The 17147-nt window shown below is 66.5% G+C and carries 17 protein-coding genes and 1 pseudogene; 8 read left to right on the top strand and 10 right to left on the bottom strand.

The annotated features are described in order from the left end of the window. Positions 1 to 23 precede the first annotated feature (23 nt). From hpt to dacB, 3 genes are read right to left on the bottom strand one after another with little or no spacing between them, the layout of a single operon-like run. The gene (gene hpt / locus BJF89_RS17620) at positions 24 to 602 is read right to left on the bottom strand and encodes a hypoxanthine phosphoribosyltransferase (RefSeq protein ID WP_038550176.1); all 579 of its coding nucleotides are present in this window, start codon (positions 600 to 602) and stop codon (positions 24 to 26) included. Further along, complete coding sequence (gene tilS / locus BJF89_RS17615) at positions 602 to 1660, bottom strand: tRNA lysidine(34) synthetase TilS (protein ID WP_075816357.1); 1059 nt, start codon at positions 1658 to 1660, stop codon at positions 602 to 604. The genes hpt and tilS overlap by 1 nt, the downstream gene beginning before the upstream one ends. A gap of 15 nt (positions 1661 to 1675) precedes the next feature. Further along, the gene (gene dacB / locus BJF89_RS17610; protein ID WP_369803772.1) at positions 1676 to 3124 is read right to left on the bottom strand and encodes a D-alanyl-D-alanine carboxypeptidase/D-alanyl-D-alanine-endopeptidase; all 1449 of its coding nucleotides are present in this window, start codon (positions 3122 to 3124) and stop codon (positions 1676 to 1678) included. 92 nt (positions 3125 to 3216) lie between these two features. On the opposite strand from dacB, the gene BJF89_RS17605 reads away from it, so the two are divergent. Further along, positions 3217 to 3681, top strand: coding sequence for an SRPBCC family protein (locus BJF89_RS17605; protein ID WP_075816356.1), 465 nt, complete (start codon positions 3217 to 3219; stop codon positions 3679 to 3681). A gap of 11 nt (positions 3682 to 3692) precedes the next feature. Beyond that, positions 3693 to 4166 (top strand): inorganic diphosphatase, encoded by a 474-nt coding sequence (locus BJF89_RS17600; protein ID WP_038550181.1) that lies wholly within the window; start codon positions 3693 to 3695, stop codon positions 4164 to 4166. Between the two features lie 50 nt (positions 4167 to 4216). Here the strand turns inward: BJF89_RS17600 and BJF89_RS17595 are convergent, their stop codons facing one another. Continuing rightward, on the bottom strand, positions 4217 to 5752 hold the full coding sequence (locus BJF89_RS17595) for a hypothetical protein (RefSeq protein ID WP_139312151.1): 1536 nt from the start codon (positions 5750 to 5752) through the stop codon (positions 4217 to 4219). Between the two features lie 69 nt (positions 5753 to 5821). Between BJF89_RS17595 and BJF89_RS17590 the strand changes: the two genes are divergently transcribed. Then, positions 5822 to 6130, top strand: coding sequence for a rhodanese-like domain-containing protein (locus BJF89_RS17590; RefSeq protein ID WP_075816354.1), 309 nt, complete (start codon positions 5822 to 5824; stop codon positions 6128 to 6130). A gap of 73 nt (positions 6131 to 6203) precedes the next feature. Further along, entirely contained in the window at positions 6204 to 6707 is a 504-nt protein-coding gene (locus tag BJF89_RS17585) for a MarR family winged helix-turn-helix transcriptional regulator (RefSeq protein ID WP_075816353.1), read from the top strand. 18 nt (positions 6708 to 6725) lie between these two features. On the opposite strand, the gene ppk2 is transcribed toward BJF89_RS17585, so the two are convergent. Both ppk2 and groL read right to left on the bottom strand, forming a co-directional pair. Then, a complete protein-coding gene (ppk2, locus tag BJF89_RS17580; RefSeq protein ID WP_052540245.1) occupies positions 6726 to 7646 on the bottom strand; it encodes a polyphosphate kinase 2 in 921 nt (306 codons plus the stop codon). Positions 7647 to 7810: 164 nt separating this feature from the next. Then, complete coding sequence (gene groL / locus BJF89_RS17575; RefSeq protein WP_075816352.1) at positions 7811 to 9460, bottom strand: chaperonin GroEL; 1650 nt, start codon at positions 9458 to 9460, stop codon at positions 7811 to 7813. A 228-nt stretch (positions 9461 to 9688) separates the two neighbouring features. Between groL and BJF89_RS17570 the strand changes: the two genes are divergently transcribed. From BJF89_RS17570 to BJF89_RS20110, 3 genes are all read left to right on the top strand, one after another. Next, positions 9689 to 11107, top strand: coding sequence for a dipeptidase (locus BJF89_RS17570; RefSeq protein ID WP_075816351.1), 1419 nt, complete (start codon positions 9689 to 9691; stop codon positions 11105 to 11107). Positions 11108 to 11299: 192 nt separating this feature from the next. Then, a complete protein-coding gene (locus BJF89_RS17565; protein ID WP_369803770.1) occupies positions 11300 to 11734 on the top strand; it encodes a hypothetical protein in 435 nt (144 codons plus the stop codon). Continuing rightward, positions 11713 to 11928 carry a hypothetical protein gene (locus BJF89_RS20110; RefSeq protein WP_369803769.1) on the top strand — a complete coding sequence of 72 codons (216 nt, stop codon included), beginning with the start codon at positions 11713 to 11715 and terminating at the stop codon, positions 11926 to 11928. Before BJF89_RS17565 ends, BJF89_RS20110 begins: the two co-directional genes overlap by 22 nt. Positions 11929 to 12002: 74 nt before the next feature. Here BJF89_RS20110 and BJF89_RS17560 read toward each other — a convergent pair whose 3' ends face one another. The 4 genes from BJF89_RS17560 to BJF89_RS17545 form a co-directional block, all read right to left on the bottom strand. Continuing rightward, complete coding sequence (locus BJF89_RS17560) at positions 12003 to 13013, bottom strand: DUF559 domain-containing protein (protein ID WP_075816350.1); 1011 nt, start codon at positions 13011 to 13013, stop codon at positions 12003 to 12005. A 262-nt stretch (positions 13014 to 13275) separates the two neighbouring features. Continuing rightward, positions 13276 to 14457 (bottom strand): glutamate--cysteine ligase, encoded by a 1182-nt coding sequence (locus tag BJF89_RS17555; protein ID WP_075816349.1) that lies wholly within the window; start codon positions 14455 to 14457, stop codon positions 13276 to 13278. 24 nt (positions 14458 to 14481) lie between these two features. Next, positions 14482 to 15336, bottom strand: a complete 855-nt coding sequence (locus BJF89_RS17550) for a LytR C-terminal domain-containing protein (protein WP_075816348.1) — start codon at positions 15334 to 15336, stop codon at positions 14482 to 14484. Positions 15337 to 15399: 63 nt separating this feature from the next. Next, positions 15400 to 15636 carry a DUF3263 domain-containing protein gene (locus BJF89_RS17545; RefSeq protein ID WP_255372735.1) on the bottom strand — a complete coding sequence of 79 codons (237 nt, stop codon included), beginning with the start codon at positions 15634 to 15636 and terminating at the stop codon, positions 15400 to 15402. Positions 15637 to 15793: 157 nt separating this feature from the next. On the opposite strand from BJF89_RS17545, the pseudogene BJF89_RS17540 reads away from it, so the two are divergent. Next, a pseudogene (locus BJF89_RS17540) lies at positions 15794 to 17142 on the top strand (MFS transporter). The last annotated feature ends 5 nt before the right edge of the window (positions 17143 to 17147 follow it).

Below are 17147 nucleotides of genomic sequence, written 5' to 3'. Positions count from 1 at the left end.
TCGCAGGACCGTGCGCACCGTTCCTAGCTGTACACGCTGGGGCGCAGCGTCCCGACCCACGGCAGGTCACGGTAACGCTCCGCGTAGTCCAGGCCGTAGCCGACCACGAAATCACTGGGGATGTCGAACCCGATGTCGGTCGTCTCCACGTCACGCTCCACCGCCTCGGGCTTACGCAGCAGCGTGACAACCTCGAGGCTCTTCGGGCCCCGTCCCTTCAGGTGGTCCACCAACCAGTGCAGGGTGATGCCGGACTCGATGATGTCCTCGAGAATGATCACGTTCCGACCGGCGATGTCGCGCGTCAGGTCCATGCGGATCTCCACGGTGCCGGAGGACTCCGCCGACTGACCGTAGGTGGACAGGGCCATGAACTCCATCTGCGTAGGGATGTCCATCGCCCGGGCGAAGTCCGCGATGAAGTAGGTAGCCCCCTTGAGCACACACAGCAGGATCGTGTCCTCGTCCTCACCCCGGTAGCGGTCGCTGGCGGCCTTCGCCATCTCGGCGATCCGGGCGTGGAGTGTGGCTTCGTCGACGAGAACACCCTCGACGTCGTCGTGGTAACAGTTGTCGGGTACGTCGGCGCTCTTGGCGATCATCACGGGGTCCTGTCCTCTTGCTCTAGTACTAGCTGACTGCCGGTGGTCGTCCGACGGCGACGCACCACCAGTCGACGGGTGCCCCCCATTGTAGAGGTCCGCGACAGTGTGGACGGCGACCCGGTCTCCGGATACGGCACCGCGACCGGTCCCTGCCCGTGCCAGCCGGCCACGAGAGCGTCCATCGCCTCCAGATGCCGCGAGGTCAACGGCCCCACCTGCGCCCCCAGCCACCGGCGCAGGACGCGTCGACGCAGGGCGGCGGGGTGCCCGACGAGGACACCGACCGGAAGAGTCGCCGAACCTCTCGCCCCGACCTCGGACAGCACCCGTCGCGCCTGATCGTCGAGCAGGTCGGCGTCCTCCCGGAGCAGCCGGGCCGAACGCGCCAGTGCGTCACCGACATGCTCACCGAGAATCTCCCGCGCCATGGGCAGGAGCTCGTTGCGGACGCGCGAACGCAGCACGGTGGCACTGGTGTTGTGCGGGTCGTGCCAGACATCGATCCCGAGCTCGGCACAGCTGCCGAGGGTGTCGGCGCGGGTCGCGTGGAGGAGCGGACGTCCGAGCCATCCGGCCCCTGCCGAGACGACGGGGTGGTCACCGGTGATCTCCCGCAGCCCGGCGAGGCTTCCCGTCCCCGATCCCCGCGCCAGGGCCAGCAGCAGCCCCTCAGCGTCATCGTCGGCGGTGTGTGCGACGAGGACGGGACGTCCTGCCGCGCACCCCCCCAACGCTCGGTATCGCGCGTCCCGGGCAGCTGCCTCCCCCGCTCCCGTGACCTGTACCCGCACTGTCCGTGCCGACGCCCCCAGCTCCCTGCAGGTCCGCGCCGCCTCCCGGGCGACCTCGGCAGAACCGTCCTGCAGGCCGTGGTCGACGGTCACGGTGGTCACGTCGAGCCCGGCATGCACACACGCCGCGGCCAGCGCCAGCGAGTCCCCTCCCCCGGACACTCCGCAGACGACGGCGTCTCCCCGGGACAGGCGTGGAGCGTGTGCCGAGAGGAAACGCCGCAGGCTGCGACGGACCTCGAGGGTGTGGGGCGTGTCAATCATGCGTTTGACTCCAGGTCACACCGCCGAACGCAGGGCGGCCGCGAGCCGGTCCAACGCCGCCCGACCCTCGTCGGCATCCGAGCCGTTCGACAGGAACGCGAAACTCAGGGTTCGGCCCGCCTCGGTGGTCACCGTTCCCGCCAACGTGTTCACCCCGTCCAGGGTGCCGGTCTTCGCCCGCACCCACCCGGCGCCACCGGTGGCACCGGATCCGTCCCCGTACCGGTCGAGCAGGGTTCCGTTGCCCGCGGCGACAGGCAGTCCGTCCAGCATCACCCGCAGGTCGTCGTCCGTCCCGGCGGCGGTGATGATGCCGTCGAGAATGCGGGCGTTGAGCCGGTTGCTCTCACTCATCCCGGAGTTGTCCCGCAGCACCACCTTGCTGACGTCCAGACCTTCCTCCGTCAGCGCCGCGAGGGTCGCTTTCGTCGCCCCCTCGAACGTCGGATCCTCGCCACGCGCCTGCGCGACCTCCCGTCCGACCGCCTCAGCGAGCAGGTTGTCGCTGTGCAGGAGCATGTCGCGGATCCGCGTGCTCAGTGGTGCGGAGTACACCGTCGCCAGCGCAGACTCGTCGCTGACGTCGACTGCGCTGTCGGTCACCGAGACCGTCGCCCCGTCGGCTCCCAGTGCCGACGCCAGAGCATCACCCACGTCAGAGGCCGGGGTCGTCGACCGCGGCGAGTAGGAGTCCGTGGGGTCCAACCGCCCGGCGTCCAGCATCACCGCCGACAGCGGGGCTACGTTGCCGGCACCGATGTCGTCACGCGACCAGGTCTTGTTGAACAACGACCCGGCGCGCGCCGAATTATCCACGACGATCTCGGTGATGTCGGTGCTGCCGCTGCCGTCCAACGCATCGGTGACCTGCGAAGCAAGGTCATCGACGGAAGCAGGGGAGGTGAAGAACCCCGATCCCTCGGACCGTTCGAGGGTGATGTCACCGTCGCCCTTCAGGACGATCTGGCCGGGCTTCGCCCCCGGGTACACCGTCGTCCCGACCCGTTCATCCGCGTCAAGAGTGACGAGAGCTGCGGTCGCCGTCGCCAGCTTCGTGGCGGAGGCGGGCACCAGCATGGTGTCCGGGTTCTCCGACCACACCTCCTCGCCCGAGGCGATGTCTGTGACATGCCCGGACAACCTCCCCAGTGCGGGATCGGACGCGGGCCCCGCGAGTTCGTCGCTGACGTCCGGAGCGGGGCCGTCCGTCTGTGCCGGAGCCAGGACGGGCGACGGCTCAGGTAGAGGTTGCGCATCCGCCACGGTGTAGGCGTTGCGCTGGTGGATCACCAGTGCGGCAGCCACCACCACGATGACGGCCACGAGGAAAGCCAGGATGCCGTACAACCAACGGCGCGAGGCGGACTTGCTCATCGGGGCATCGATGCCTTCCTGCGAGGGAGCTGAATGCATGTAGGACCACACCAGGGTATCCGACGACCACCGGCGCACCAGGCCCGCCACCACAGGACCTCCGTGGAACCGCCCGAGTCATCCCCGAAGTTCTCCCGGTATTCTCCTGCGCCGTCCGGGTGACGGACCGTAGTGTCAGATCCATGACGACCCAGCTGATCACCACCACACGCACGATCAATGCCACGCCCGAGAAAGTCTGGGCTGTTGTCTCCGACCTCACAGCCATGGGTGACCGCAGCCCCCAGTGCAAGAAGATGTTCGTCCTGGGTGGCACGCCCGGGGTCGGCACGACCACTCTGAACCTGAACCGCCGTGGCGTGATCTTCTGGCCCACCTGGTCGAAGGTCACCCGGTGGTCGCCGAATGACAGTCTCGAGTGGCGCGTCCCCATCAACGGCTCGAGGTGGCGGTTCGAACTCGCCGACAACGGTGACGGCACCACCGAGCTCACCGAGTCGCGCCTCGTCGACGGTGACACCTCCCTGATCTCGCGCGCCATGGTCGCGACCGCCCTGGGCGGAAACGAGACCTTCGAATCCGAGTTGAAGATGGGGATGGACCAGACCCTGGCGGCAATCGCCGACACCGCTGAGCGGGCAGGGTAAACTCACGACCCATGAGCATCGAAGTCACCATCGAAATCCCCAAGGGTTCCCGCAACAAGTACGAGGTCGACCACAAGACCGGCAAGGTCTACCTCGACCGTTACCTCTTCACCCCGATGGCCTACCCGGCGGACTACGGGTTCATCGACGAGACCCTCGGCGAGGACGGCGACCCGTTGGACGCCCTGGTGATCCTGCCGGAGTCCGTGTTCCCGGGTGTCATCGTCGAAGCCCGCCCGGTCGGTGTCTTCAAGATGACCGACGAGGCCGGCGGCGACGACAAGCTGCTCTGCGTCGTCGACGACGTGCGCTACGAGAAGTTCCAGGACATCAACGACATCGCCCAGGACGTCAAGGACGAGATCGAGCACTTCTTCGTCCACTACAAGGACCTGGAGCCCGGCAAGGAAGTCAACGGCTCCGGCTGGGGCGACAAGGCCGAGGCCGAGCGGATCCTCGCCGAGGCAGTGGAGCGCCACAAGTAGGACCGGTCTGGACACCGGTACGTTTTATGACTCTTTATGAGTTGGCCGACTCATAAAGAGTCATAAGTCAGTTCATGCCACTCGCCCGTGTCACCGCGGGTGAAACGCCGGAGTCTGTCATCGGCAAGCCACACCGTGTGCCTGCCCTCGGCCTGCACCTGGGCGCGCGAGCCACAGGGTTCACTGAAGACGACCTCCAGGGTCACCGGGTCGACCAGGGACAACCTCAGCCCCGGTGTTTCCGGTCCACCGCCAGCCCCTCCGATGATGAACGACCTCACGGTCACCCAGGGACCTGCGGTATCGACCTCCATGTACTCGGACGAGACGACCTCGGGCAGCCGCGACTCGCCGATGACCTGCAGTTCAGAGTCGAGGTACTGCAGAACGTTGTTCTTCCAGGTCATGACTGCGTCGTCCGTGGCAAGTATCCGCGCACACGTGGTCGACCAGTTGGATTCGTCCTTGTTCAGCCAGTTCAGAGACCCTTCATCGCTGACCCGCCCGAGATGCAGGGCACCCCGTTGCGGCGGGCCGTGCCAGGTGCCGTCCACCGCAGCCGGCACCTTTAGATCAGCCTCCTCGTACCTGCCGACGACCCACCCACCCCATGACTCCGGCGCGGCGACAACCTGGTCCATGTCATCCGTCAGGACCGGCGGAACCGGCACCTCGCTCACAGAAATACCGCTACCGTCGCCGCCCTCGAGCAGAAGTCGGCGGTGACCTTTGAGCGCCACCACACACCCGTTTCCCTGTGGACCCAGAATCACCCGCGGAGACTGCCTGAATTCACTGATCTTCACCGGGAGAGTCACTGTCTCCGACTCTCCACCGTGCAGGTCGGTCTTCCAGATCTGTGGTAGCAGGGTATCGGTACGCCACAGTGTCAACGACGTGTCATCGACGGCTCCCTGGCCTCGCCCCGGGATGGCGGCGAAACCGTCGGACCAGGACGGCCTCCCCTCCCAGGGAACCGGGGCCGCCGCCTCGTCGAGATCCATCGTGCACCGTGCGGACCGTACGCTGAAAGAACGTTGTCCGGCTCTGATCGACGGGAATGGAAGTCGGACGCTGTCGGCATCGACCTCCACGTCGTCACCGGCCAGTCGGATCCGACATATCCGTCCCCTTGTCGGGGGTATGTCAGGGAGACCAATCCGGTACGGGTCATGGTGCAGGCTGCCGGTCACCCGCACTCGGCCGACAACAGGACGCGGTGCAGCCCACTGTGCAGCCCACCCGTCACCACGCAGAATCGTCCACCACTGCCACGACGAACCACACTGCTCGACGTGCCAGCTCGGTGAACGGACCTCCTCTGCCCAGGCATCCAGCGTCACGACGTCGGCACCACCGTGGTCACCGTCTCCGTCCTCAATGAAAACAAGAATGAATTCTGCGGTGTCACCGAGCGAAAACTGTGGGCGACCGGTGTCTTCCATGACCGAGGTCGGCATCTGTACCGGCAGAATCCGATGGTCGGCTGGCATAGCCCCGGGGGGCGGTACGGTCAGCTCCTCCATCTCCGCCTGAAACACTCCAGCCGCACGCGTAACGGCGTCCGTATCCTTCTCATCCGCCATGGCTCCGACAGTACCGCGCTGGCGACGGCAGATGCCCTGCATAGCCGGAACGGCGTAAAATGCGGCACCATGAGTGATTTCGAGACAGTGACACCGACCGAGGTCCCGGAGGGGGCCCAGCTCATCGACATCCGCGAGCCGGACGAGTTCAACCAGTGGCACGCCAAGGGCGCCACCAACCTGCCGCTCTCCGAACTGCAGTCACGCTACGGTGAATTCGACCTCGACCGCGACGTCTACCTGATCTGCCTTTCCGGCGGCCGGTCCGCCAAGGCTGCACAGTGGCTGGAGATGAACGGCATCGACACCATCAACGTGGGGTCCGGAACCATCGGTTGGCGCGACGCCGGACTGCCCATCGTCGGCACCGAGGGGTAGAAACATCGCCTCCGCGATAGCGGGGGTCCCCCATAGTTCGTGTATCCCATTCGATAGACGATAGGGTGGGGGCATGCCAGAAACCGCGCATCTGCCCAGCGAGCTCCTAAAGTCGCCGTCGTTCCAGCTTGAGCGGCTCCGCCGTCGCACCCGCGTCTTCGTGGAGACCGCGTTGATGCAGGAAGGGTTCAATCTCCGGGAGTACTGGGTGTTGACCTACCTGGTCGACGGAGATGCCGCCAGCCAGGCCGAACTCGGCGAGATCATCGGGGTGGACCGCTCTGACATGGTCCGGCTCGTCGATTCCCTGGAGAAGCGCAAGCTGGCCAAGCGGGACAAAGACCCCAACGACCGGCGACGGCAGATCATCTCCGTCACCAAGAAGGGCAGGAAAGCTCAGCTGGTCCTGTCCCCCATCGTGCAGAGCGCGGAGGACGAGGCACTCGACGAGTCGACCTCCAAGCAGCTGAAGCACCTGAAGAAGCTGGCGAAGTCGATCATCGCGGCCGAGGAAGAGGGCGACGGGGTGGATGGTGACGAGAGCCCCGGCAGCGACCCGATAGACGACGCCGAATAAGGCGGCACTCCACGCTGATCAGTCGCCGATCTGGTCCCGTCCGCGCTTCACGATCTTCGGGTCAGGCTGACCGACCACGTCGTAGTCCTTGCCCGTGTAGTTGAACTTGCTCAGCACATACCGCATCGCATTGAGCCTGGCACGCTTCTTGTCATTCGACTTGATCGTGATCCACGGCGACTCATTGGTGTCGGTGTAGCGGAACTGTTCCTCCTTGGCACGGGTGTAGTCGTCCCATTTGTCGAGGGACGCCAGGTCCATGGGTGAGAGCTTCCACTGCCGAACCGGGTCAACCTGGCGGATGGCGAACCGGGTCCGCTGCTCCTTCTGTGTCACCGAGAACCACAACTTCGTCAGGCTGATGTCGGAGCCCATGAGCATGTTCTCCAGCATCGGCACCTCACGCAGGAACTCCGCGTGCTGGTCGTCGGTGCAGAAGCCCATCACACGCTCCACACCCGAGCGGTTGTACCAGGACCGGTCGAAGAAGACGATCTCGCCGGCGCACGGGAAATTCTGGATGTAGCGCTGGAAGTACCAGGAGGTCGACTCCCGCGGACTCGGCTTCTCCAGGGCGACGGTCCTCGCACCACGGGGGTTGAGGTGTTCATTGAACCGTTTGATCGTCCCGCCTTTGCCGGCGGCGTCGCGGCCCTCGAAGAGGATGATGTGCTTCTGCCCGGTGTCTTTCGTCCAGTTCTGCCACTTCAGCAACTCGATCTGGAGAGACCGTTTCGTCGTCTCGTATTCCTCGCGACTGAGACGTTCCTCGTAGGGGTAGTTCTCCCGCCACGTGTCGACGCGGTGTCCGTCCGGCGTGATCAGGACCGGATCGTCCTCATCCGAGTCGTCGACGATGTAGCCCTCAGTCGCCGCCAGATCGACGATGTGGAAGTCCTGCTCGTCCGGTGCGCCCTGATCGCTACTGTCCTTGGTCATGCTCCCATGTTAATGGTTCTCCGACGCCACCACACGGCACCTGGGACGGGTCACCCCCGCCCACGACGAGACGGGCGGGGGTGGATACAGGTCGACCCCGGTTCCCCCACGGACGTCACCGTGGGAGGAGCCGGGGTCAGACGACCGGACGGATCAGAGACGGATCAGAATCCGCCCATACCGCCCATGCCTGCCATCTCGTCGGCACCGGCGCCGGCAGCCTCAGGCTCCGGCTTGTCGGCGACGACAGCCTCAGTGGTGAGGAAGAGGCTGGCGATGGAGGCGGCGTTCTGCAGTGCGGAACGGGTGACCTTGACCGGGTCGGAGATGCCCGCGGACAGCAGGTCGACGTACTCGCCGGTGGCGGCGTTCAGGCCGTGGCCTGCTTCCAGGCCGGCGACCTTGTCGACGACGACGCCGGGCTCGAGGCCGGCATTGAAGGCGATCTGCTTCAGCGGTGCTGACAGCGCGGCCTGGACGATCTGCACGCCCGTGGCCTCGTCGCCCTCGAGTCCGAGGTTGCCGTCCAGCACGTGGGAGGCCTGCAACAGCGAGGCGCCACCACCGGCGACGATGCCCTCGTCAGCGGCAGCCTTGGCGTTGCGCACGGCGTCCTCGATGCGGTGCTTGCGCTCCTTGAGCTCGACCTCGGTGGCGGCACCGACCTGGAGGACTGCGACGCCGCCGGCCAGCTTGGCCAGACGCTCCTGCAGCTTCTCCTTGTCGTAGTCGGAGTCCGCGTTGTCGATCTCCTGACGGATCTGGCGGACCCGGCCGGAAAGCTGCTCGGAAGAACCCGCACCGTCGACGATGGTGGTGTCGTCCTTGGTGACGACGACCTTGCGTGCGGTACCCAGCAGGGGCAGGTCAGCGGTCTCGAGGGACAGGCCGACCTCCTCGGCGATGACCTGGCCACCGGTGAGGATGGCGATGTCCTGCAGCTGGGCCTTACGGCGGTCACCGAAGCCCGGAGCCTTGACGGCGACGGACTTGAAGGTGCCGCGGATCTTGTTCAGCACCAGGGTGGACAGGGCCTCACCCTCGATGTCCTCGGCGATGATCAGCAACGGCTTGCCGGACTGCATGATCTTCTCCAGCAGCGGCAGCAGGTCCTTGACGTTGGAGATCTTGGAGGAGACCAGGAGGATGTAGGGATCCTCCAGGACAGCCTCGCCGCGCTCGACGTCGGTGGCGAAGTACGCCGACAGGTAGCCCTTGTCGAAGCGCATACCCTCGGTCGTCTCCAGGGTGACGCCGAAAGCGTTGGACTCCTCGACGGTGATGACACCGTCCTTGTTCAGCTCGCCGTCGCCGACGGCGTACATGGCCTCGGCGATCAGCTCGCCGATCTTCTCGTCCGCGGCGGAGATGCCGGCGGTCGCGGCGATCTGCTCACGGGTCTCGATCTCCTTGGCACCGGCCAGCAGAGCCTCGGTGACCTTCTCGACACCGGCCTGGATGCCGCGCTTGATGCCCATGGGGTTGGAACCGGCCGCGACATTGCGCAGGCCTTCCTTCACCAGCGACTGTGCCAGGACAGTGGCGGTGGTGGTGCCGTCACCCGCGACGTCGTCGGTCTTCTTGGCGACCTCCTTGACGAGCTCCGCACCGATCTTCTCGTAAGGGTCCTCGAGGTCGATCTCCCGGGCGATGGTGACGCCGTCGTTGGTGATCATCGGGGCACCCCACTTGCGCTCGAGCACAACGTTCCGGCCCTTCGGGCCGAGGGTGACCTTCACCGCGTCGGCGAGGGTGTTGAGACCCTTCTCCAGACCGCGGCGAGCTTCCTCGTCGAATGCAATCATCTTTGCCATGTGGCTCTTGATCCTCCGTTGTAGAGATAGGAGCGACACGTTCGGATCAGATCCAGCGCCCGCGACGGCACGGATGGACGCATGCCGCGACGTCCACCCTCACTGCACCTGAGTGAGACTTCATTTCTGTTGTTCGTTCTGGCACTCCGCAAGAGCAAGTGCTAACCCCCGTTTCTAGCAGTCTCCCCCGCCGAGTGCAAGGTACCGGACAGGGCTACGCTGGAGCACATGACCGAGAACAACACTCTCACCGCAGAATCCGCACGCGCGGCGGTCGCCGAACAGATGCCGTGGCTGCAGCAGGCGCTCACCGACCTCGTCGCTTTCCGCTCCGTGCACTCGACACCGGGGCTGGAGCAGGACAACGCCGGCGCGGCCCAGTGGGTCACCGACGCCTTCCGCGCCGAGGGAATCCCCGTGGAGCCGCACACGACCACCGACGGCTCAGTGTCGGTCATCGGCGTCCGCGAGGCCGCCGAAGGTTGGCCCACCGTGCTGCTCTACTCCCACTACGACGTGCAGCCCGCCAGCGACGTCGACAACTGGACGTCTTCCCCGTGGTCGCTCACCGAGCGCGACGGGCGCTGGTACGGGCGCGGCGCCGCAGACTGCAAGGGCCACGTGGTGATGCACCTCGCCGTCCTGCGCGCGCTCAACGCACTCGTCGACTCCGGGAACCTGGACGACGGGACGGCGACCGCCCTGTCGAGCATCGGCATCCGCGTCGTCGTCGAAGGCTCCGAGGAGCGCGGCGGCTACGGCCTCGAGGACCTGCTGTCGTCGAACCCCGAACTGTTCGCCGCCGACACCTTCCTCATCGCCGACTCCGGCAACGACGCCCTCGGCGTCCCGGCCGTCTGCACCGCCCTGCGCGGCACGGCGCCGGTCACCGTCCGGCTGCAGACTCTCGAGCAGCCCATGCACTCCGGACAGTTCGGTGGCGCGGCACCGGACGCACTCCTGTCCCTGATCCGACTGCTGTCCACCCTGCACGACGATGACGGGCTTGTGGCCGTCGACGGACTGACCTCCGAGGCCCGCTGGGAGGGACGTGGGCCCGACGAAGCCACATTCCGCGCCGATGCCGGCGTCCTCGACGGTGTGGACGTCCTCGGATCCGCGCAGGGACTCAGCCCCAACGACCTCACCATCTCCCGTCCCTCGATCACCGTCACCGGCCTGGACTCCCTCTCCGTCGCCGACTCCGTCAACGCGGTCGTCGCCGAAGCAGGTGCCGTGGTCAGCCTCCGCATCCCGCCGGGAATGGACCCGAAGGACGGGCAGGACGCCCTCGTCCGGCACCTGGAGACCCACGTGCCGAACAACGCCCGGATCAGCATCGAACGCGAGTCGCTCGCATCCCCGTTCTCCGCCGAGACCTCCGGACCCGCGCTGAAACTGCTGTCACAGGCACTCGCCGACGCCTACGGGGCGGACGAGACCGCCGAGATCGGTTCCGGCGGGTCAATCCCCCTGAGCAATGCACTCCTCGAGAAGTACCCGGACGCCGAGCTCGCCCTGTTCGGTATCGAGGAACCGTCCTGCCGGATCCACTCCGCCGACGAGTCCGTCGACCCCACGGAGATCGCCGCGATCGGCACCGCTGAACTGCTGTTCCTCGCCCGCTCGGGGGCACTGGCCACCTAGAGTTCACCCCGAGGTTGCCTGTCTGCAGTGATACAGATAACATCATCGGCATGATCAACACCCTTAAGCGAGTAGCCCACCCGGGTGGAGGCGCGGACTGACCCCTCCACCACGGGGAAGTCACGCTACTCGCAAGCGGTTGCGTCGGTCCACATCCCACCGACGGTAACCAGCACAAGGGAAGACCCACTCATGTTCGAGTCACAGGACAACCGGATGCCCACCACCACGATGATTCGCTTCGCCCGCCCCGACGAGGCCCGCGACGAACGACTCGCCCCCGTCTACACCGACCGCCCCGGCCTGCGCCGCTCCACGGCCGTCACCTACCGGGAAGGCAACCAGTCCCGGCTCGAGAAGCGCCGCAGCCGCACGCGGGTCTTCGCCGAGGACCCGTTCCGCGCCCGTTTCGGCCACCGTCTGCCCGCCGGGATGCGCCAGGAGGCACGGGGCATGGAGTGGCGGAAGTTCATCACCACCTACGCCCCCTCCACCTACCGTGTCGAGTCGATGTCCACCACGCGACGCACGGCCGGCCGGCGGGACTTCGACATGACGATCTCCGGACTCCGCGAGGCGCCGGCACGCAGGTCTCGATCACCTCGATGGGCGCGGCATCGGCGATGACGCAGATCCTCGCCGATCATGGACGGCGCGTCGAGATCCTCGAGTTCCACCAGTACGACATCTTCGAGGCGACCGTCACCTTCGTCTTCGCCCAGCACCAGACGAAGAAGGTCTGGGCCATCGGGTTCGGCGCCGACCGTGATCTCTCCATCGCCAGCGCCCTTGCCTCTGCTGCGGGCCGCCTGCACGGTTAACCCCGGACGTGTCCGCGCCCGGAGGACAACTCCAGGGTGGAATTTCCGGTCGCCACCACCCTGGAACGTCCGTGTCAGCCCGACTGTGGAGAGGCCACACGCGTCAGGGCCCGGACAATCGCATTGAGCACCCGTTCCCGGACGGCCCCGGGCGACCGGATCGACTCCTTGTTGAACCGGAGCACCTCCCAGCCCAGGTCCCGCAGCGCATGGAACTGGTCGAAATCGACGTCGGTCTGCCCGGCGGCGTCGTGGTAGGCACCGTCGTAGTAGATCGCGAGCTTCAGCTCTTCATGCCCCAGGTCGGGCAGTGTGCGCGGTGACCACTCCGAGGAAGCACCGGGTGTGAGGTCCACCCTGATCTGTGACTGCCACCGGAACGGCTGCGGCAGCAGGTCACGGACGATCAGCCGCAGGACGGTCTCCATCGGTGACTGCGCCCCGTCGTCCGCCAGCGCGAGAAGATGTTCCATGACACCGCGGTCGACCTTTCCCCGTGTCTGCTCCAGGATCTGTGCCCGCGTCACCCACGTGCACTGGCAGAACGCGTCGAGGAACTGTACGGCCCGCACCTCCTCCCTGGTCATTCCCGGAACATCGTGGACCCACCAGGTGTGGCGCCCGGTGAGTATCGTCCACAGGCAATGCGCCGCGGCCGCCTCTGGTGCGACGACCCGCAGCCGCGGGAACCGCCCACTCGGGTACCGGATATCCGGTGTGACGGTCAGCGGCCTGATCACCGGGCGCAACGGGTGCCTCGCCGCCACCGTCGAGCGGGTCGACCTGCTCGACGTCCCCTGGCAGAGCAGCAGCACCGGAGCAGAATCGCACCAGTCGGGCCGCAGTCCGTAGACAGCGGCCGCCGCCCAGCCGGCCAACACCGCGCCCGGTCTCAGAAGATGATTCGCCCACGCCCTTGTCACACAGTCCACCCCGAATCCCCCGAAGGCCTCGGTGTCGTGGTCCTCCGGCGTCGGGATAACCACGCCGAGCGCGACCTGGGTGTAGTCGCGTCTGAGTTTCCAGTCGGTCACCGTCCCCGTTGCCGCGAGCTCCCTCCTGACCACTGGCGCTGTCACAGGCATCCGCCTCCACGTGTATGACGGCCCACGGCCGCGCGCATTCGTGTTTTTCCCCATGATGTCCCCCTCCACTCCGGCATTCCCCTGCGCGAAGTACACCAGAACTGCTCCGGCTCTGTCCATCCCGTCCCCGGGGCCTGTGGACAACCCCGGCTCCCTGTACCTCGTCGGCTGGGACGGAGACTCCAGGGCGGCAGCACGAGGATATTCCACCCCCTGATGTCCGTCCCAGCCCGGTAGCGGCCCCGGGAAGGCAGCTGGCCGACTAGGACACGGACCTTTTCAAGGTGTCCACCGTGAGATCCACCGCCGCAATCCACGACTCGGGCTGGGTGAACCCCTGCTCGGCCCCGACATCACCCCGGGTGCGGGTCCCCGGCTCCAACGCAGCCCCGGCTTCACGTGCCGCGGCCCGCTGCAGTGCATAGTCCCCACCGCGTTGCATGATGTCGCGCACGCCCTGCAGAGCCTCGGCACACCCGAACTCCTCGGAGATCGGTGCAAGGATGTCCAGCCAGTCGGAGATGTCCTGGGTGACCCACCGTTCCGTGGTGTCCCGGTCGGTGATGATCAGGGCTTCCAGGCCGTAACGCGCAGCCCGCCACTTGTTCTCGGCGACGTGCCAGTGCTGCAGGGTCGGCAGCTCCCGGCCCGCCTCCCACTCGCGTTCGTAGTGGACGACGAGGCAGTGGATGAAGGCACTGATGGCGGCGACTTCGCGGATGTCCATCGTGGCGTCGGCGAACCGGACCTCCACGGTGCCGTACTTCGACGGCCGGACGTCGAAGTGCATGGACCCGGTGTGGTTGATCACCCCGGAACGGTCCTGGTCCTTGTTGAACGCCTCCCACTCGTCCCAGTCGGCGAACTGGTAGGGCATCCCGGCGGTCGGCAGCTGCTGGTACAGCAGTGTCCTGTTCGAGGCGTAGCCGGTGTCGAGCCCTTCCCAGGCAGGGGAGGACGCCGACAGTGCCAGGACGTGCGGGTACTGCGTCATGACGGCGTTGATGATCGGCCAGACGCGGTCACGTCCGCCGACGCCGACGTGGACGTGGATGCCCCAGATCAGCATCTGGCGTCCCCAGTACTGGGTCCGCTGGATGATCTCCTGGTAGCTGCTCTTGTCGCTGAGGAGCTGGTCGCCCCAGTGCGCGAAAGGATGCGTCCCGGCGGAGAAGACGTTCACGCCGAGGTCATCGGCGACGGCGAGGATCTGGGTCAGCTGTTCACGCAGGTCCTCCACCGCGTCCGGGATCGTCTCGTGGACGCCCGTGACCATCTCGACGGTGTTCGCGAGGAACTCACGGGTGACCCGGTGTCCCGGAAAACGCTCGTCGAGGGCGTCGACGAGTTCGGGGGCACGCGGAACGAGGTCCCTTGTCTCCGGGTCGACAAGGGCCACCTCCCACTCGATACCGACCGTCGGGGCGGAGGACGGAAATTCCATGGGGAGGATGTTACTGCATCAGTGTCACAGTGGACCGGTCAGCACGACGACCACGCCGTCGGCACGGGGGCCGTTGCGGACATCCGCTTCGCCGAAGCGGTCATAGTAGTCCGGGTTGCCGGCGGCGGCGGTGATCCCCAGGTCGCTCGCGACCTGTTCGGCTGCTGCCTGGGACTGCGCGTTGCCCTCGGGGTAGTACACCCGCGACTCCTCGCTGATGCCGTCGATCCGGCCCCGGAGGTTGCCGTAGCCGATGTTCGTCCACTGCTCGCCCCGCAGCCGGTCTGCGGTGCTCTGGGCGACGGGCTCGCCACTGTTGTTGAGGACGGTGACCGCAGTGGCCCCCCGGTCGACGCCGGGCGCCGCGGGTTCGCCGCCCCCGGTGTCCCCTGCTCCGGCTTCGTCGTCGAGACTGCCCTCCCCGTCCCGGGCAGGATCACCTGCGGCTGTGTCCCCCTCGCTGGCGGACGGGGAAGCGGCGCCATCCTTGGCTGCGTCGGTACCGTCCTGCGGTGAGGCAGGGGAAGCACCGTCCCGGGACGTGGTACCCGCACCGCCCTGGCCGGTGGTGGTGTCCTGGGCGGTGTCCTCGGTGTCGTCCCCGTCGCCGCCGACAAAGGAGTAGACACCCCAGGCGATGAGCACCACCGCGACGGCGGTGAGCACCATGGCCAGGCCCCGGAGAGGCGGACCTCCGGTGCCGTTTGCGCCGTCCTGCCCGTCGGCCCCGGCAGCGGACCCTGAGGCGGCTCCGGCGGTTCCTCCTGCGGCGGCCGCGCCCATGGCGGGGTCGATGGCGTACTCGTCATCGTAGGCCGTGTCCGGGTTCGGGTCGTAGACGGAGTCGTCTCCGTGGCGGGGTCCGTTCTGATCAGTCACGCCCCAATACTAACTACAGTCACACCAGTCACGTCCACATGACACCCCGGGGAACGCGATCAATCAGCCTTCCCGCCGCCGCAGCAACGCCCCCACCACCACCGGAGCAACGTCCAACGCCTCCGGTCGCGAGATCAACGCATTGAGTTGCTGGTAGTACCGGACCGGACTCACCCCGAAACGACGTCGGATCTCCTCCCCCTTCGCTCCTTCGTCGCGCCACCACAGGGCCTCGAAGTCCAGCATCTCCCGGTCGCGCTCGGAGAGGCCCGCACCCGCCCCGTCAGTCAGTTCATCCACGGTGAATCAGTTTAGCCGACCCAAGATGGTAGTTTCGCTCCATCACGGCACCACCGTTGCGTAGAGTACTGCTGCCCGGACGATTTACTTTTTCCACCTTCCCACCCTTTCCCCGGTGGATCGTCCCCTCATCCCGGAGAGACCCAGAGAGACACACATGAGCACCTCCCCGTCCACGACATCGACGCCGAACCCGCCATCTTCGACGGCCTCGTCCGACTCCCCGAAACAGACCCCTGAGCAGAGGCGTGTCCTGGCAGGCACCCTCGTCGGGACGACCATCGAGTGGTACGACTTCTTCATCTACGCGCAGGCCGCCGCATTCGTCTTCGCGCCCCTGTTCTTCGCGCCGTTGGGCGACTCTCCCCTCGCCCAGGTGATCTCCTGGGCGACCATCGGCATCAGCTTCCTCTTCCGTCCGCTCGGCGCCGTGGTCGCCGGCCACCTCGGTGACCGCTACGGACGCAAGATGGTCCTGGTCGTCACGTTGTTCGGCATGGGGGTCGCCACCGCACTCATCGGTCTGCTGCCCACCTACGAGACCATCGGTGTGGCGGCACCGCTGCTGCTGATCCTGCTGCGCATCCTCCAGGGCCTCTCCGCCGGCGGCGAGTGGGGTGGCGCGGCCCTGATGGCCGTGGAGCACGCTCCCCGCGACAAGCGTGGCATGTTCGGCTCCTACCCGCAGATCGGTGTGCCGCTTGGTCTGATCCTGGCGTCCTCCTTCATGTTCCTGCTCACGAACGGGATGTCCGACGAGTCCTTCCAGAGCTGGGGCTGGCGCATCCCGTTCATCTCCTCGGTGGTGCTCATCGCCGTGGGCTACCTGATCCGCCGCGCCGTCGACGAGTCCCCCGTGTTCCTCGAGATGCAGAAACGCCGCAAGGAGGCCTCGGCACCGCTGGGCAGCCTGTTCAAGAACCACTGGCGCCGCGTGCTGCTCGCCGCCTGATCTTCGCCGGCAACAATGCCGCCGGCTACATGATCATCGCCTTCTTCTCCTCCTACAGTTCCAACGAACTGGGCATGGCCAAGTCGCAGACCCTCATCGCCACCCTCATCGGCGGAGTGTCATGGCTGGTGCTGACCATCTGGTCCGGGCGTATCTCCGACAAGATCGGACGACGCGAGACGTTCATCATCGGCTACCTGCTCATCGCGGTGTGGGCCGTGCCCATGTGGTTCTTCGTCGACAAGGGCGAGCTGCTCTGGCTGGTCCTGGTGATCGTCGTGCTCACGATCGGACTGGCCCCGTCCTACGCCCCGCAGTCCGCCCTGTACGCCGAGATGTTCCCCGCAGAGGTCCGGTACTCCGGTACGTCCATCGGTTACGCCCTCGGTTCGATCCTCGGCGGCGCCTTCGCCCCGATGATCGCCCAGCTGCTGTTGGACTCCACCGGAAAGTCCTGGACGATCGGCCTCTACCTGGCCGCCGTCGCGATCATCTCCGCCGTCGCCGTGTGGCTGGTGCCGAAGTCCGTGGAAAAGTCCGACCTCCACGTCTAGTTCCG

It is taken from the genome of Corynebacterium sp. CNJ-954 (assembly GCF_001942345.1).
Lineage (GTDB): Bacteria > Actinomycetota > Actinomycetes > Mycobacteriales > Mycobacteriaceae > Corynebacterium.
Note: the sequence above shows the minus strand (reverse complement) of the source record. Positions and strands in the feature narration are given on the sequence as shown.

Bases quoted from the DNA above. Each gene is read 5' to 3' on its own strand.
- hpt (WP_038550176.1), bottom strand. From the start codon at position 602: ATGATCGCCAAGAGCGCCGACGTACCCGACAACTGTTACCACGACGAC.
- tilS (WP_075816357.1), bottom strand. From the start codon at position 1,660: ATGATTGACACGCCCCACACCCTCGAGGTCCGTCGCAGCCTGCGGCGT.
- BJF89_RS17605 (WP_075816356.1), top strand. From the start codon at position 3,217: ATGACGACCCAGCTGATCACCACCACACGCACGATCAATGCCACGCCC.
- BJF89_RS17600 (WP_038550181.1), top strand. From the start codon at position 3,693: ATGAGCATCGAAGTCACCATCGAAATCCCCAAGGGTTCCCGCAACAAG.
- BJF89_RS17595 (WP_139312151.1), bottom strand. From the start codon at position 5,752: ATGGCGGATGAGAAGGATACGGACGCCGTTACGCGTGCGGCTGGAGTG.
- BJF89_RS17590 (WP_075816354.1), top strand. From the start codon at position 5,822: ATGAGTGATTTCGAGACAGTGACACCGACCGAGGTCCCGGAGGGGGCC.
- BJF89_RS17585 (WP_075816353.1), top strand. From the start codon at position 6,204: ATGCCAGAAACCGCGCATCTGCCCAGCGAGCTCCTAAAGTCGCCGTCG.
- ppk2 (WP_052540245.1), bottom strand. From the start codon at position 7,646: ATGACCAAGGACAGTAGCGATCAGGGCGCACCGGACGAGCAGGACTTC.
- groL (WP_075816352.1), bottom strand. From the start codon at position 9,460: ATGGCAAAGATGATTGCATTCGACGAGGAAGCTCGCCGCGGTCTGGAG.
- BJF89_RS17570 (WP_075816351.1), top strand. From the start codon at position 9,689: ATGACCGAGAACAACACTCTCACCGCAGAATCCGCACGCGCGGCGGTC.
- BJF89_RS17565 (WP_369803770.1), top strand. From the start codon at position 11,300: ATGTTCGAGTCACAGGACAACCGGATGCCCACCACCACGATGATTCGC.
- BJF89_RS20110 (WP_369803769.1), top strand. From the start codon at position 11,713: ATGGGCGCGGCATCGGCGATGACGCAGATCCTCGCCGATCATGGACGG.
- BJF89_RS17560 (WP_075816350.1), bottom strand. From the start codon at position 13,013: ATGCCTGTGACAGCGCCAGTGGTCAGGAGGGAGCTCGCGGCAACGGGG.
- BJF89_RS17555 (WP_075816349.1), bottom strand. From the start codon at position 14,457: ATGGAATTTCCGTCCTCCGCCCCGACGGTCGGTATCGAGTGGGAGGTG.